General features: G+C 40.8%; 17 protein-coding genes and 1 pseudogene. 12 read left to right on the forward strand and 6 right to left on the reverse strand.

Annotated elements, in window-relative coordinates; genetic code table 11:
- Positions 1-51 precede the first annotated feature (51 nt).
- Positions 52-678 carry a DUF3786 domain-containing protein gene (locus BN3261_RS03835; protein WP_015524501.1) on the forward strand — a complete coding sequence of 209 codons (627 nt, stop codon included), beginning with the start codon at positions 52-54 and terminating at the stop codon, positions 676-678.
- Here BN3261_RS03835 and BN3261_RS03840 read toward each other — a convergent pair.
- Positions 600-1,247, reverse strand: a complete 648-nt coding sequence (locus BN3261_RS03840) for a TetR/AcrR family transcriptional regulator (protein WP_059085498.1) — start codon at positions 1,245-1,247, stop codon at positions 600-602. The two genes, BN3261_RS03835 and BN3261_RS03840, sit on opposite strands and share 79 nt — an antisense overlap.
- A 168-nt stretch (positions 1,248-1,415) precedes the next feature.
- Here BN3261_RS03840 and BN3261_RS03845 point away from each other — a divergent pair, with 168 nt between their 5' ends.
- From BN3261_RS03845 to BN3261_RS03865, 5 genes and pseudogenes are all read left to right on the forward strand, one after another.
- Complete coding sequence (locus tag BN3261_RS03845; RefSeq protein WP_015524503.1) at positions 1,416-2,186, forward strand: ATP-binding protein; 771 nt, start codon at positions 1,416-1,418, stop codon at positions 2,184-2,186.
- Between the two features lie 172 nt (positions 2,187-2,358).
- The gene (locus BN3261_RS03850; RefSeq protein ID WP_235812339.1) at positions 2,359-3,204 is read left to right on the forward strand and encodes an AAA family ATPase; all 846 of its coding nucleotides are present in this window, start codon (positions 2,359-2,361) and stop codon (positions 3,202-3,204) included.
- Between the two features lie 6 nt (positions 3,205-3,210).
- Entirely contained in the window at positions 3,211-5,028 is a 1,818-nt protein-coding gene (locus BN3261_RS03855; protein WP_059085500.1) for a cobaltochelatase CobT-related protein, read from the forward strand.
- Positions 5,029-5,044: 16 nt separating this feature from the next.
- The gene (locus BN3261_RS03860) at positions 5,045-5,239 is read left to right on the forward strand and encodes a hypothetical protein (protein WP_059085501.1); all 195 of its coding nucleotides are present in this window, start codon (positions 5,045-5,047) and stop codon (positions 5,237-5,239) included.
- Between the two features lie 22 nt (positions 5,240-5,261).
- Positions 5,262-5,579 (forward strand): annotated as a pseudogene (locus BN3261_RS03865) (AAA family ATPase); the annotation flags it as partial.
- 256 nt (positions 5,580-5,835) lie between these two features.
- On the opposite strand, the gene BN3261_RS03870 reads toward BN3261_RS03865, so the two are convergent.
- Positions 5,836-6,984: an SLC13 family permease gene (locus tag BN3261_RS03870; RefSeq protein WP_059085502.1), complete on the reverse strand. Its 1,149-nt coding sequence runs from the start codon at positions 6,982-6,984 to the stop codon at positions 5,836-5,838.
- Between the two features lie 666 nt (positions 6,985-7,650).
- Between BN3261_RS03870 and BN3261_RS03880 the strand changes: the two genes are divergently transcribed.
- Together BN3261_RS03880 and BN3261_RS18360 are read left to right on the forward strand one after the other, a co-directional pair.
- On the forward strand, positions 7,651-8,238 hold the full coding sequence (locus tag BN3261_RS03880; protein WP_268872680.1) for an AraC family transcriptional regulator: 588 nt from the start codon (positions 7,651-7,653) through the stop codon (positions 8,236-8,238).
- A gap of 45 nt (positions 8,239-8,283) precedes the next feature.
- A complete protein-coding gene (locus BN3261_RS18360) occupies positions 8,284-8,391 on the forward strand; it encodes a helix-turn-helix domain-containing protein (RefSeq protein WP_416822226.1) in 108 nt (35 codons plus the stop codon).
- On the opposite strand, the gene BN3261_RS03885 is transcribed toward BN3261_RS18360, so the two are convergent.
- Entirely contained in the window at positions 8,364-9,701 is a 1,338-nt protein-coding gene (locus tag BN3261_RS03885; protein WP_059085505.1) for an MATE family efflux transporter, read from the reverse strand. The genes BN3261_RS18360 and BN3261_RS03885 overlap by 28 nt on opposite strands.
- 781 nt (positions 9,702-10,482) lie before the next feature.
- Between BN3261_RS03885 and BN3261_RS03890 the strand changes: the two genes are divergently transcribed.
- The 4 genes from BN3261_RS03890 (at position 10,483) to BN3261_RS03905 (ending at position 13,154) form a co-directional block, all read left to right on the forward strand.
- On the forward strand, positions 10,483-10,692 hold the full coding sequence (locus tag BN3261_RS03890; RefSeq protein ID WP_044963320.1) for an excisionase: 210 nt from the start codon (positions 10,483-10,485) through the stop codon (positions 10,690-10,692).
- Positions 10,693-10,801: 109 nt separating this feature from the next.
- Complete coding sequence (locus BN3261_RS03895) at positions 10,802-11,011, forward strand: MerR family transcriptional regulator (protein ID WP_044941017.1); 210 nt, start codon at positions 10,802-10,804, stop codon at positions 11,009-11,011.
- The gene (locus BN3261_RS03900) at positions 11,011-12,291 is read left to right on the forward strand and encodes a site-specific integrase (protein ID WP_059085506.1); all 1,281 of its coding nucleotides are present in this window, start codon (positions 11,011-11,013) and stop codon (positions 12,289-12,291) included. The genes BN3261_RS03895 and BN3261_RS03900 overlap by 1 nt, the downstream gene beginning before the upstream one ends.
- A 134-nt stretch (positions 12,292-12,425) precedes the next feature.
- Positions 12,426-13,154, forward strand: a complete 729-nt coding sequence (locus tag BN3261_RS03905; RefSeq protein ID WP_199874098.1) for a hypothetical protein — start codon at positions 12,426-12,428, stop codon at positions 13,152-13,154.
- A gap of 31 nt (positions 13,155-13,185) precedes the next feature.
- On the opposite strand, the gene BN3261_RS03910 is transcribed toward BN3261_RS03905, so the two are convergent.
- The 3 genes from BN3261_RS03910 to tnpA all read right to left on the reverse strand — a co-directional run bounded on the left by BN3261_RS03910 (position 13,186) and on the right by tnpA (position 15,551).
- Positions 13,186-14,721 (reverse strand): IS66-like element ISRob1 family transposase, encoded by a 1,536-nt coding sequence (locus BN3261_RS03910; protein WP_059085161.1) that lies wholly within the window; start codon positions 14,719-14,721, stop codon positions 13,186-13,188.
- A gap of 66 nt (positions 14,722-14,787) precedes the next feature.
- Positions 14,788-15,138 carry an IS66 family insertion sequence element accessory protein TnpB gene (gene tnpB, locus BN3261_RS03915; RefSeq protein ID WP_199874089.1) on the reverse strand — a complete coding sequence of 117 codons (351 nt, stop codon included), beginning with the start codon at positions 15,136-15,138 and terminating at the stop codon, positions 14,788-14,790.
- 14 nt (positions 15,139-15,152) lie between these two features.
- Entirely contained in the window at positions 15,153-15,551 is a 399-nt protein-coding gene (gene tnpA / locus BN3261_RS03920) for an IS66 family insertion sequence element accessory protein TnpA (RefSeq protein WP_059085159.1), read from the reverse strand.
- Between the last annotated feature and the right edge of the window lie 34 nt (positions 15,552-15,585).

The raw sequence follows: 15,585 nt of genomic DNA on the forward strand, positions 1-15,585 counted from the left end.
TATAAACATTGATTATTACATGATACTATAAATGTTCACAAAGGAGAGCTTATGGAATACAAAAATCAAACAGAAAATCGTGCATTTCAGGAAATGTTGCAGGCAGCAGTAAAACGGCTGCAAAATCGTTCCGGAGAGGATCTTGCTGCAAAAAGTGGGGCTGTTTTTCATAGCAGTCGAAATGTGCTTGAAGTACTGAGTTTTTATGAAACGATTGAAATTCAACTCCCTGAGTTTCGTATTAACTCAAACATGGACGAATGGCATTATCTGACATTGCTGCATTATCTGGATATGGCGGATGGAACAGAAGGTTCACAGAAGCTCATTACTTTTGGTAACCTGAAAGATGGAATGATTCGAGGAACCAAGTTTGACCGGACTGCAGAGCAGAAACTGGAAAAGCTTTTGCAGGATAAAGATCCTGAGAAAATTCAGAAAGCATGTAAAAACCTGGGTGCAGAATTCACAGAGACAAAGGCGGATCTGTGTGCTGTTTTTCCAGTTCTGCCAAGATATCCGGTAACTTTAAAGATATGGTTTGCAGATGAAGAATTTCCTGCATCTGGCAAAATATTTCTTCAGGATCATGCCGATCATTATCTGAGTGTAGAAGATGCGGTAACAGTTGGAGAAATTTTGCTGCAAAAATTATCGGAAGCATTTTCTTCCCTCTGATCATGGATCAGAAAACTTTCCAGTCCGGCTTTGATAAATTTGTCAATTGTTGTCTGAATCTGTTTCCAGTCATTACAGTGATTGCGTAGCATCAGTCTGTTGATGGAAAGGCAGCCATTCATTTGAAAATAAAAAACCGATTCTGCCTGCTCAAAGGTCAGGAGGCTGTGTGACATAAGCCAGGTCACATAGCCTTCTTTTGTATTTTCTGCTAATTTTTCCAGAAGAATGGGGGCAATTGCATCATCCAGAAACAGTGCCCTGTATTGTGATTCCATCTGTATTTTCTGACAGAACGGATAGGAACAGCTTTTTTGATTTAGACAGAATAAATGATCTACAGTTGTTAACATATCCTGAGTCATATCATTAAAAATATCTGATAATACATCATGGATATCGTAGTAATGAAGATAAAAAGTGCCACGGTTGATTTCAGCATTTTTGCAGATCTCTGTAACTGTAATTTTCGTAAAACTCTTCTGCTTTAACAATTCTAAGAACGTATCTTTTATGGTTTGCCTGGTATAGCGGGTACGGCGATCTTGTTTTCTCGTTTTTTCTGACATTATATACTCCTGTATTATTTGGTATCATATGATTCCTCAACAATTTTTCTGATGTGTTGAGTAGCCATACAAATCTCACAGATTGATTATTGTAATTTATATAGTAACAACTATAATGAGATTTAAAGAAAAAGTCAACAGATTGTTCAGAATTTTAGGAGGAAAAACATGGGACATGTAATTGCTGTATCAGGAAAAGGCGGTGTAGGGAAAACAACCCTTTGTGGATTGTTGATTCAATATTTATGTGAAAATGGAAAACATCCGGTTTTAGCTGTAGATGCAGATGCAAATGCGAATTTGAATGAAGTGCTCGGCGTTGAACCGGAGATTACACTCGGAGAACTGAGAGAAGAGATTGAACGTGCAGGAGTTGATCCACGGTATCAGATTCCGACAGGAATAACAAAACAGGCTTATCTGGAAATGCGTCTCTCCGATGCAATTGCAGAAGAAGATGATTATGATTTGATGGTAATGGGGCGAACCCAGGGACAGGGCTGCTATTGTTTTGTAAATGGTCTTGTGCAGACCCAGGTTCAGAAACTGCAAAGCCATTATCCATATATTGTGGTTGATAACGAAGCAGGTATGGAACATATCAGCAGAGGAATCCTGCCAATGATGGAAGTTGCGATTCTTGTAAGTGACTGTTCAAGAAGAGGTGTTCAGGCGGCCGGACGTATTGCAAAGCTGATGAAGGAGTTAAACTTTAAACCACAGAAAACCGGATTGATCGTGAATCGTGTTCCAGATGGAAAATTGGATGCCGGAACTCTGGAAGAAATCCGAAATCAGGGACTGGAACTGTTAGGGGTTGTACCACATGATGACCAGGTATATCAGTATGACTGTGATGGAAAGCCGATCATACGGCTTCCGAAAGATTCTCCTGTAAGAAGTGCACTGGGAGAAATTGTAAAGAAGTTAGGATTGTGAGCTGGAGGATTGAAAGTTTGAAGATTGAGTAAACAGAAATATTATCTGATTTGGTATAACCAATTGCAAAGAAAGGAAAATCCTCAAGAGAAATCATTGGACAGAAATAGAAAAATATTTAGAAGACCAGAAGATAGCGCAGGAACTGATTGGAGAACTGAGAGATTTTCACATGCGTTATGAGGTAAAGGATCAGGTAAAGGAACGAGTAGAAAAACCGGATATCCTATTTTATGGGAAAAAGATTCTGGAAATGTCAATAGCAGCGCTTCTTCAGGGAGATAACCTGTTACTTTCCGGTGCGAAAGCTACAGGAAAAAATGTACTATGCGAGACACTGGCATGGATATTCGGAAGACCGGAATACGACATTTCTTTTCATGTAAATACAGACAGTGCCGATCTGATCGGAACGGATACCTTTATAAATAATGAGGTTCGTCTTCGGAAAGGCCCCATCTACCAATGCGCGGAATTTGGAGGATTTGGAATCCTGGACGAAATCAATATGGCAAAAAATGATGCGGTTTCTGTATTGCATGCCACACTGGATCATAGGCGCAGAATCGATATTCCAGGATATAACAGAATTTTACTTCATCCGGCAACACGATTTATCGGCACGATGAATTATGGTTACGCAGGTACCAGAGAGCTAAATGAAGCATTGGTTTCAAGGTTTATGGTAATTGATATGCCTGAAATGGATGAGGATAGTGTCCTTTTTGTATTAAGACAACATTTTCCAGATGGGAAAAAAAGTGCACTGAAAGCATTTGCAGGACTGTTTCTGGATTTGCAGATCAAAGCTTATCATGGAGAAATCTCAACAAAATCTCTTGACCTGAGAGGATTGGTTTCTGCTGTAAAAGCAACAAGAAGCGGACTTTCTCCAATTGATGCAATCCAGATGGGGATCATAAATAAAAGTTTTGATGTATTTGAAAAAGAGATCGTAGAAGATGTGGTTTCTACCAGAATCCCATCTTCCTGGACCGGAAAAGATATATGGGGGTAAGCTTGTATGGAGGATGTCAGATGGCCGGCGGAACAACTGGAAGAACATCGTCTGGAGATCAGTAATCGTATCAGAAATCTTTTTTGGACAGTCAGTGGTGATTATGATATGGAATTTGAACCGGATACAGAAAAATATGTTTATTCAAAACAAACGGTTCTGTATGAGGCAGTGAAGCAGGGTGCCTTTGCACGATATTTTGATCAGAAGAAACTTGGCATGTATTTGATGAAAAAATTACATTTTTCTGCTGGAGAAGATATGCTTTTGCCTCTTGCCGGATTATGCATGGATGCTGCAGTGAATCGGTTTATCATTCGAGAACGTTTGGGAACAAAGGAAATCAGAGAACAGGCGTTCAGAAAATTGGAAAAGGCCGAGGAAGAGCAGGTATCAGACAAAGCTGGAACAGACCTGATTCACAGGATTAGGCTTCTGTATATAAGGCATGTTCTGGAGAACACAGACGATGAGGGAATGGATCCACAGGCAGAGATTGCATTGTACAAGATTCTTTCTCTGAAGGATGCGGAAAATACGGAAGAGGTCATAAACGTGATAGATGAGATTTATAATCATGTTCTGGATCCCTCTTTTGAAAAAAGGAATGGAAATCTGGAGAAGATTTTGAATTTACCGGATATGGCATTGGCCAATGATGCGTGGCAGGAATGCATGACGGATGAACAGATGGAGGACATCATTCAAAAATATCTTTCTAATCTCAAAAAAAAGATGATGAGTCTGGATATCAGAAACAAAAAGAAAAAAAGATCTTATTTTTCTCCGGAAAAAGAAGAAGTTCCGGAAAGCCCGGAGAATATAAATCCACAGGCAGTGCGACGGATACGGGAATATGTGGAACTGAATTACGGAAAATCGTATCTAAGTGAATCGGAGCAGGCCAGAGTCAACCGGAAATTTTGTACAGGAATCCACAAAAACTGTATCCTGTATCTTACAGATGGAATTTTACAGAACCCTGTGATAAAAAATAATCAATACCGTTTTTCTCAGCTGCAGTTTGAAAAAAATAAAGCCTATTATGGAAATAATCACTGGATCATCAAAAGAAATATTTCTGAGTTGGCAGAGTCACTGAAACGGGCATTTATAATCCGAAAGGATGATTTTGTCAGCAGATCTGATGCGGGGCAGCTTGTTCCTGAAAGGTTATGGAAAATTGGAAGAACAGACGATGACAAGTTATTTAATAGAAAAAAGAGATCAGAAGATTCTGAGTTTGTAATAGACGTCCTGATTGATTCCAGTGGTTCTCAAGCTGGCAGACAGGCTCAGGTAGCGGCGCAGGGATATATTATCAGTGAAGCATTAAGCCAGGCAGGAATTCCTCATCGGGTGACAGGATACTGTGCTTTCTGGGGATATACAGTACTTCAGAGATTTCGGGATTATGAAGATCCAAGGGAAACAAATGAAAGAATCTTTCAATTTCGGGCATATGCCAATAACAGAGATGGGCTTGCCCTGAAAACCGTTTGTTCTTCTCTCATGGAGCGACCGGAAAAAAATAAGATTTTAATCGTATTAAGTGATGGAAAACCATGTGATATGAGCATACAACGACCAGGAACCCGCCAGCCCAAGATCTATGATGGAGAAGGAGCTGTGAAAGATACTGCATATGAGGTACGTCGGGCCAGAAATCAGGGAATTTTCGTAATTGGTATTTTTGTAGGGAATGAAGAAGAACTCTCCGTGGAAAAGAGAATCTATGGAAAAGACTTTGCCTATATTCGTAATATCAGCAATTTTTCCCGTATGGTAGGAACTTTTTTGCGAAGACAAATTGATATGGAATGAAAATGGAGGAATCACTATGGGTAAAATTGGATTTGCCAATTGCCAGGATGTAAGAAATCAGAAAAAGATACGGGAATTAGATTGTCCACGCTGTCATGAACCGGGAGGTATTGAAGCCTTTGTGAAAGACGGGATACTTGCAGAGGATGGAGTATGTGATAACTGCGGATATATTCTTCCAGAAGGAACAGAACTGGAGGAAGTGGAGTAAGAAGCATTTAAGGAGACAACAGATGAAAATTGCTGTAACTGGAAAAGGCGGAGTAGGGAAAACCACGATATCTGCAGTATTAGCACGGCTGTATGCAGAAGAAGGGAAAAAAGTATTTGCTGTAGATGTGGATCCAGATGCAAATCTTGGACTTGCACTGGGTTTTTCAGAGGAAGAACTGGAGAGTATTACGCCTATCAGTAAAATGAGAAGGTTGATCGAGGAGAGAACAGGTGCAGATAAAAGTAATACTTTTTATAAAGTCAATCCAAAAGTGGATGATATTCCTGAAATTTACGGAAAAGAAAATAATGGTGTTCGACTTCTGGTTCTGGGAACTGGTCCTATGTCAAGATTTAGTACAAGTTAAAAAAACAAAATATCTGCTGTTGGAGCAAACTCATTATACATCAGAAAGCCCTGTACGATATTTTTTTATGAAAAAGTTGTAAAGTGGTGTAAAGATTAATGATCTTTGTATTGGCACCGAAAATATATTTATTTCTCCGCGGCTTTTCTTCCAGGATGTGAGAGTGCCGCGGAGAATTTTTTGCGAAGAAAGAATTGCTATAGCTTTTGTAATTCCGGGAAAACCTTTATCTAAGAAAAAAATACAATATTAACATGAATATCATGAATATAATATTGGAGGCTGTGAATATTCCCAAATACTTCCCTCTCAGATTCCTGTTTTCTTTTGCAATATATTTGAAACTTATCAGGCTTGCCATGGATGCAATCAGAGTGCCGAGACCTCCAATATTGGTTCCGACAATTAAAGCCCGGCAATTATCTGTAAAGCCGGATAAAAGAAGCGCAGCGGGAACATTGCTCATAATCTGACTGGCAAGAACAGCAGTAAGTGTTTCCCTTCCTGCCATGATTCTTTCCAGAAAACTGCTGAATTGCGGAATCCTTCCAAGGTTGTCGATAAAAATAAATAATGCGATAAAGGTGGCAAGCAGGGAGTAATCCACCCTGCTTATATTTTCCCTGTTTCTTAGCAGCATATATATAAGAACCAATACAAGAGGAATCTGGTATGGAATGATACGTGCAACAGTGAGCAGGCAGATTGTAAATAAGATCAGGTAAGCGGCCAGGTATTCCATGTTAAGTTCTTTTCTGTCAGAGAATCCCAAAAGAGTTTTATCTTTTTCGGAACCGCATACGTGAGGTGCTTTGGCAGCGGCTACCTGTATCCATATCAGAAGAAGGATAAGTGCTGTGGCGGAATAGGGAAGCATCAGGGTTATTAATTCTGCCGCGGACATCCCTGCTCTGGCATATAGATAAAGGTTCTGCGGATTTCCGATTGGTGTGAGCATGCTTCCGAGATTAGCAGCGATTGTCTGCATGGCTACAATTTTAAGAAGCCAGTAATTGCCCAGTTCCTTTGGCAGTTTATGCACAATGATCAGTGCAAGAGGAACAAAAGTAATCAATGCCACATCATTGGTGATCACCATTGACAGGAAGAAACATAAGAGTACCAACAGCCTGATCACACCCACAGTTCCCGATGTTCCCATAAGCAATTTTTTGGCAAGTATATCAAAAACACCAACAGCCTTCAAACCAGCTACAATTGCCATCAAACAGAAGAGGAGCCCGAGAGTCCTGAAATCGATATAAGTAAAATAAGCCTTATCCGGTCTGACCCAGAACATAGAAAGAAGCGCCAGGATCACTGCAATTGACAAAACGGTTTCTTTCCTGAAAAAAACATATAATTTTTGTAACATAATATTTCCTTTCCGGTCTGATACGACCGCGCATAAGTATATCACAGAAACATCCAGAAAAAAAGAATATCATTTTGTATTGTGGATTGTGTTTGCGATTACCGCCACATTCCTGTATAATAAAAATGTTATCAATGGCGACATCATTTCAAAAGTTCAGAATATGAAAGGAAAACGTTTTGGAAGAACTATACAGAAAATATCAGGGAAAAACAATAAAAGATGACTATGGGAAAAAATTCCAAGGAATTTATAGATTTTGCAAATGACATGAAAAATAGCATGAAAATTAATGACGCAAAATATGGATTAAGGCTTATTACCTTTGAGACGGGGCATTACGATATGTGCGGATATTTTAAGGACAACGAAACAAAAAAAGTATGCATATTTTTCATTCCATGAATGCAGGAACCACCCCATAGATTTCGACATGATGAACTCTAAGGGATTTCTCGTCCGTTCTGCAAAAGGATTGAACGATTGCACTGGAGGATATAACAACTTTACGGCGTATCTGCGTCATCAGAATCTTTATGCGATAAAAGAAAAGTGCCAGCACGGATCCATTCAGGTTCCATACAGTTACTATGACTGCGGTATACCGGATTATTTTACGAGTGTACCGCTGCACTGGCACAGTGAAATGGAATTAAATTACATAAAATCTGGAAATGTTTTTTCAAATACGAGGATCAGACCATCTCTGCCAAACCAGGAGACATCTTTCTGATCCAGCCCAACGTCCTTCATGCTATCATGTCGGATGAGCACAGCTCTTTTTTTTATGATACCATTGTTTTTCATCAGAATATGTTGGTGGGAAGTTACGATGACCGTTGTTATACAGATATTCTGCTGCCGATCTTTTCTTCCAGACGAAGAGTTCTGGTCCCTGTATTTCAGGAACCACCGGGGTATCATGAACTCCATGATTCGGTCCGGACTATTATGCAGTGTGCGCACAAAAATCTTGCAACGTCTGATCTGTTACTGAAAAGCGAACTGCTTCGCTTATTTTATCTGCTGGCATCGACACCGGGACTCTGCACCGAACACACGGTTTCGACAGAATCTCGGATGACCGAAACACTTCGGCCTGTTCTCACTTATATACAGAAACATCATTCTGAATCTGTCACCATAGAGCAGCTGGCAAAGATCGCTCATATGAGCAGCAGTTACTTTATGAGCTGTTTCAAACAGAATTTCGGTCTCGAAGCCATTGAATATCTGAATCAGGTACGTATCTGATCAGCATGCGATCTTCTGCGCAATACGGATCGCAGTATCTCCGACATTGCTTTCGATACCGGATTTCATAACCTTTCAAATTTCAATCGACAGTTTCGCACCAAGGTAGGATGTTCTCCTCAGACTTACCGAAAAGAATCCGTTCTTTCCTGATAGATCCAGTAAGTGATCATCAACATGATCCAGGCGCCGATCCAGGCAGATACTTCTGCCAGAGCAACACCACGAAAAGCCAGATATGGAGTCAGTAGCTTTACCATGACCACTCGAAGAGACACTTCCAGGACTCCTGAAAGCATCGGAACAAACGTATGTCCCATGCCCTGACACCCGTTGCGGAACACAAACAGCCATCCCAGAGGAAACAGACAGATGCCAGTAACCGCCAGAAAATCTCTTGTGTAAGAAATAATCGACGCATCATTCAACATGAAAGAAGTCAGAAACTCAGGAATACACAGCAACATCAAAGCCAGTGGAATATTTATCAGGATCGTCAGGATAACTCCTTCCCGGATACCGGTACGTATCCGCTCCTTTTTTCCGGCACCATAATTCTGTCCCACAAAAGTAAGAAGTGCCAGGCCCACTGTATTTGCCGGCTGTTCAAAAAGACTGAGGATCTTGGTGCATGCCGCATAGGCAGCCACATAGCTTGTTCCCATATTGTTGACAAATGTCTGCAACACCATTCCACCCACTGCAGTGACAGAATTCATAACGGCAACAGGCAGACCTTTCAATGTCAGTCTTTTGATGATTACACTCTGTGGTTTCCAGTCCGTTTTTTTCGGAATCAGATTTTTTTCCCTTCCTATGTAGTAACAGCAGTAAAGCGCAGACAGAACCTGTGCCAGAACAGTGGCTAACGCTGCGCCAAAAACACCCATATGCAGCGGAAAAACGAATAACAGATCCATCAGAACATTAGCAATGGCGGAAATTATCATTGCAACCAGAGGCACCCGGCTGTTTCCGACGGAACGCAGAAGTGTCATGGTAAAATTATTAAAAATTGTAATGGTGGTTCCCGCAAGAATTGTTCCGAAATATTGCAGTGTTTCCGTCATCAGATCTTCCGGTGTATGGAGAAATGTAAATAATTGCCGCATGAAGGCCAGACTTACCACTGTGATCACAATCCCAATAGCCAGACAGATCCAGACAGACATTGCCAGCTCCTTACGAAGTTTTTCATAATTGCCACTTCCAAAAGACTGAGAAATACAGATTCCCAATCCTCCTGTCAGCCCAATTGCGAAACCAATGATCAGAAAATGTACGGAACCGGTATTTCCGACTGCTGCAAGTGCCGTATCGCCAATTCCTTTTCCCACCACCATAGAGTCTGCAAAGCTGTATAACTGCTGAAACAGATTTCCTGCCAGGATCGGCAGAAAAAACTGTACCAGTAAACGCATGCAGTTTCCCTGCGTCATATCATTTGTCGTGTTCTTACCCATTATGTTACCTCCTGATGTCTAAACGGTACTCTCCAAATACTGTCTGCTTTTAGCCAGTATTTTACTACTGAAATGATACTTTTTCTATGACATTACTATGCTGAAATATTAGCAGAAAGTTTCTTGTTTAAATTTTTTATGATGTTTTCAGAGTTATCTTTTGAATAATATCTCATTTTTGCTGCCGATAAATAGTCCATAATAATACCTCCTCTTCAAAATTAATTCTATCATAAAATGACATATAAATCTAATAAAGATATGCTTAAAAGACAAGAGTTCATAATGATTAGTGAACATCATAATATTTTTAGAGTAGCATCCAAATATCACAAACCGATTTGATGAGGAGAAAATACCAGAGCAAGATCCACCCGTGTATTACAGTATTGTCATTTTGACAATTTTGTATTACTTACGAGTAGCAGACCTTGATTGGGATTACGTCCCCATACCCACGTGAAAATATAATTGCTGGCAATTATATTTTAGCAGATATGCAGGCATATCTGGATAAGCGTCACAGACAACAAAATAAGGAAATTTTGATAAGGCATTCACCTGGAATAGGTGAGTGTTTTTTTGTTTTTAAGTATTCAATTAACCGAAAAAATAAAAAAATTTTCCTCAGGGGGCTGTAAAAATGCCTCTCAGCGTTTCGTATTAATGAAAGGGTATTTTTTGCAGGAAAAATAAAAAATTTTCATCAAAAAATGACAAAAAAGGAAAAATAGTACAAAGGAGTCAGCTGTGTGACCACCTTGTCGGAAGGAGAGATACTATGAATGCAGAAAGCAATGAAATGCTTCCTGTTAGTGAGAAGTATATGCTCACCATCAAGGAGGCAGCAGCTTATTTTAATATTGGTATAAAGAAACTGAGAAGAATTGCAGAGGATAACCTTGGAACGGTGGCGGTGTACTGTGGAAACCGATTCCTCATTATCCGCCCGAAGTTCGAAGAATTTATTCTTAATTCTTCAGAAATATAGTTCCTTTTATCTGCCGAAAGTAGTTGCTATTACAGGGCATAAGAGCGAACATAGGATGACCCCGAAAACCCTTGAAAACAGCCACTTTTGGCAGAAAGGAAGTACTTTTATGGCAAGACCAAGTTTAGCAGAAAAGGATATTTTGAATCCTTCTGAGGCAATTGAATATTTTGTTCTGAGCCGGAGAAAATTTTATGATTTATTGAATAATACGGATGGGGAAGATTTTCTAGCATACTACGGAGAACGCAAGCTGATTCTTCGTGTAGCCTTTGAAAGGTATCTGCGTAACCATCCAGAACTAAGGAGGCGGGTATAATGGCAAAGGCAGGAAGAGGACAGACAAGGCGGGATTCCAAACGCAGGGTTCTCAGGCCGGGAGAGAGCGTAAGGGCAGATGGAAAATATCAATATAAATATCACATTGATGGAAAACCACATTTTGTATACAGTTGGAAACTGGAACCTACGGATAAACTTCCAAAGGGCAAAAAGCCATGCCTTTCCCTTCGTGAGTTGGAAAAACAGGTAAACACAGATTTGGATATGCTTGTAAATATCGTGGACGGGCAGATGACTGTCTGTGAACTGGTAGACCGTTATCTGAAAACCAAAACAGGAGTAAGGCAGAGCACCAAGCAGGGATATGTTACAATGCAGAGATTACTTGCAAAGGAATCTTTCGGGAAAAAGACAATCCGAAGTGTGAAAACATCGGATGCCAAGTTATTTCTCATCAAGCTGCAACAGGAAGATGGAAAAAGCTACAGTTCCATTCATACCATCCGGGGAGTGCTGCGACCAGCTTTTCAGATGGCTGTGGATGATGACATTTTGGTAAAGAATCCATTCGGATTTCAGCTTGCCGGAGTATTGGTAAATGACGCAGTCACAAGAGAGGCAATCACAAAAGATCAGATGCGAAAGTTTCTGAAGTTTGTGCATGACGATGTGGTGTACTGCAAATACTATGAAGTGGTGTACATACTCTTTCATACGGGAATGCGAATATCGGAATTTTGTGGACTGACGCTGAAGGACATTGATCTTGAGAACAGAACTGTGAATATTGACCACCAGTTGCAGAGACCATCGGATATGCGGTATATCATAGAAACCACAAAGACAGATGCCGGAACAAGAGTACTGCCAATCATAGAGGATGTGGCACAGATGTTTCAGGCAATCATCGAGGACAGAAATGCACCAAAAGTGGAGAAATCTATAGATGGATATAGAGGATTCCTATTTTACGATGAGAATGGAATGCCACTTGTGGCAATGCATTGGCAGCACCGATTCAACCACATGGTCGGCAGATACAATGATATCTATCGGGTGCAGATGCCTAATATTACACCTCATGTATGCCGACATACCTATTGCAGCAATATGGCAAAATCAGGAATGAATCCCAAGACACTGCAGTACCTTATGGGGCATTCGGATATATCAGTTACGATGAATGTCTACACGCATATCAGCTTTGATGATGCTGAGGAAGAACTGAAACGAATGGAAGAGTTTAGGAAGGCACAGGCGGAGGTTGAGCAGAAGAAAGAGAAACCGATGTCGCAGAAGATGTTTAAGGTAGTTTAATATGGAAAAGAGATGACGCTCCGGCTTAGGCTGGGGCGTTTTTTGAGTGGAAAAAAATTGCTTATACATATATAATGAAACTGGTGGTTTTCTGCGATTTTAGGGAAATAATATAAAAGATTGGAGTGAAAAGCTTGGTATATAACGAATTTATTAGGTGTGAAGTCTGCGGATGTATAACAAGAATTAGATTGCAGGTTGGATGGCTTGATGAGCATCCTATTGCTGTAACTTGCGGAAAATGTGGTATATCATTAAAAGGAAAAGTAAAGATTGGACAAGATACCTTGGGGCTTAAATTTGAATTTGAAAATGCTGAAAGAGTTAATGCCGCTCCAACAACTATTCCAGATTACGTAGTAGAGTGTTCAGGAGAATTCACAACAATTAAGATGTGTGATGGATGGTGCCTACAGGAAAATTTTATTACACCATTTATAAGATATCAGCAGAAAAGTGGTGATTTTGATAATTATAAGAGTTTTGGAAATAGTGTGAATACGCTAAAACAAACGGCTAGTAGATGGCCTCAATATAAACGTGTTTTACAATTGTATAAAAATGGAAATCAAGAATATCTTAAACAAGAGATAAAGAAACTATTTCCAGAAGAATATATTATGTGTAGAAATGAACTTGAAATAATGAGAGCAGTTCGCATGATTGAAGTTCATGGATTCCTGTCACCGCTAAAACCAGTCATATTGGATTTTCCACAAATTGGATCTGATATTCTGAAATTAGATAAAGAAAAAATGAATTGTCTTATAGAATATCTTAATACACACGATGGATATTCGTTAAAACAGATGCAGGAACAGATTAATAGTAAGCGTCAAATAAAACAGTGTATAGAAAAATAACCGTCAGCCTTTTATACTAAAAGGTCAACGGTTATCGACAGAATTCTTTTACAAGAGGATTCCAAGGCAAATAATCATCCAGATATTCAGGATGTTCAAGAAAAGCACTCCCCGGCATGTCGGACAGGATATATTTTATATATTTCATCGGGGCAAGCCCATTCGCTTTCGCTGTCTCTACCAGTGTATAGATTCCTGCACTGGCTTCCGCCCCTTTCGGACTGCCGGAGAACAGCCAGTTCTTTCTGCCGATCACAAAGGGACGGATACAGTTTTCCGCAAGCGAATTACTGATGGAACAATTCCCGTCTTCCAGATAATTCCAAAAACCTTCGCGGTTATTTAAGGCGTAATGAAAAGCTTTTGAAAGTTTGGATTTCGGCAGCTCTCCGATGGCACTTTTTTCTGCCCATGACCAAAAAGCCTCGAGAAGCGGTTTCTCGCGGATAAGACGTTCTTTTTTCTTCTGATCAGGAGGGAGCGCCTCCAACTCTGACTCTATGTTAAAGAGTTGATTCAGACGGAGGATTGCTTCCGCTGCTTTTGATGCTTCCGAATTATGGATGTCTTTTGGGAGCGCATCCACGAAAGCCCGGCGCAGATGCGTATAGCAAAGACATCTTTTTACTCCTGAAACTGCATTGTATCCGGAGTAAGCGTCTGTATGGATATAACCTTCATATTCCCTCAGAAACGCTTCCGGATATTTCCCGCTTCGTCCCGGCTGGTACTCGAAGTAGCGGATGGGATTTACGGCATCTCTGATGCTGCAGTAAACCCACATATAGGAATCGGACGTATTTTTCCGTCCCGGTTCTTTCAGCACCTGTACATGTGTTTCATCGATATGAAGGTATCTCTGTTTCAGAAGTTCCAGCTTCAGACGGTGGACGATGTGTATAAGCCAGTCCCGATAGACAACCAGAAGCCAGTTTGACATAGTCGCTCTGCTTAAACGTAATCCCAAAGCCTCCCATTCTTTTTCCTGTCTGTACAGCGGGATGCTTAATTCAAACTTCTGGTGGATGAGCCAGGTGATGGTAGATGCAGATGCCAGAGAATGCAGGACGGGAGGATATGGCACCGGAGCCTTCTCCATATAAAGAGTTCCGTTTTTCCGGCATGACCTGCATTCATACGTTTCCCGGTAATGGTCAATCACCTTGAGTTTTGCAGGGATAAACTGTACTTCTGTGCGGACGAATTCTTCCCCTACTTTCACCATCGTACTCCCGCAGTTATCGCATATCTGTTCCCTTTCATCTATGGTATGGAGTACTTTGCTGTGAGGGAGATTTTTTACCAGTTCTTCCCGCTGACCGGTGTACTTCCTTTTACGTAGGTGCTTCTCTATCTCAACAAGCTCCAGTTCGTGTGCATCAGGATCCGCACAGGTTTCGATTTCATTAAAAAGAGACATCTGCCCCTCGATTTCGAGAGTAGATGTCTTCTCGGATTTTGTTCCATAAAGTTTACGGGTCAGGAAATCAACCTGCTCTTTCAGGAGCCGGACCTGCTGTTCCAGTTCTTTGATATGATTTTTATACTCCTGTTCCGTAGCTGACATAACCTGAAAACCCTTTCGTTTCGATAGGATTATTATAACATAGAATCGTCAGATTTCCCAGCATTTCTAAGGATTTTCAGTATTTTCAGACTTATGCGGGAGCCATTTCTGAACCGCCTTTGGCTGCTCCGGGTTCAAACCTTCCAGAAGCCAGCGCAGCTGCTGATCAGAAATCTGTTTTGCTTCTTCGCCGGTCCGCGGCCATTGGAGACGTCCGTTTTCGTACCGTTTGTATAAAAGGCAGAAACCGTCTTCCTCGTAATGGACTGCTTTGATCCGGTCAGCCCTCTTTCCACAGAACAGGAATAAGGAATTGCTGTAAGGATCCAGTTTGAAGTTGTACTGGATGATATCCAGCAAGCCATTGAGCTGCTTCCTCATATCGGTGTAGCCGCATCGGATATAGATTTTCTCCACATGGGAAAGATCTCCTAACATGACTGCACGGCTTTCAGAATGTTTTCCAGCATCTGGGCAGATGTGCCTTCATAAAGTTCCACTGTTATGGATCCGATATGAAGTATGGCTGCAGGAGTGGAACGGGAAATGTTTCTGTCCGGAAGTGAAAGCTCCGCAAACTCAGCCGGGGATTCCGTTAAAGCAGTTGACTGTTGGTCTGTACACATGTGGATGCCGTTTTTCTTACGGGGCACTTCTTCCAGGGCAAGCTTTCGAATTTTGGAAAGCCAGTAATAATAACTTTTCAAAGAGATATCGTGTTGTTCACACCAGATCTGATTTGTCAGTCCTGAGGCCCTGCATTGCCGTATTACATCCAGCCAGTATTGAAGTTTCACCTGTTTGTCTGGAGTCAAAGAAGAAAGATTCATAAGCCTGCTCCTTAGATTAGATTTAGAGTTTTTA

Source organism: Blautia massiliensis (ex Durand et al. 2017), assembly GCF_001487165.1.
In the GTDB taxonomy this organism is placed as follows: domain Bacteria; phylum Bacillota; class Clostridia; order Lachnospirales; family Lachnospiraceae; genus Blautia_A; species Blautia_A fusiformis.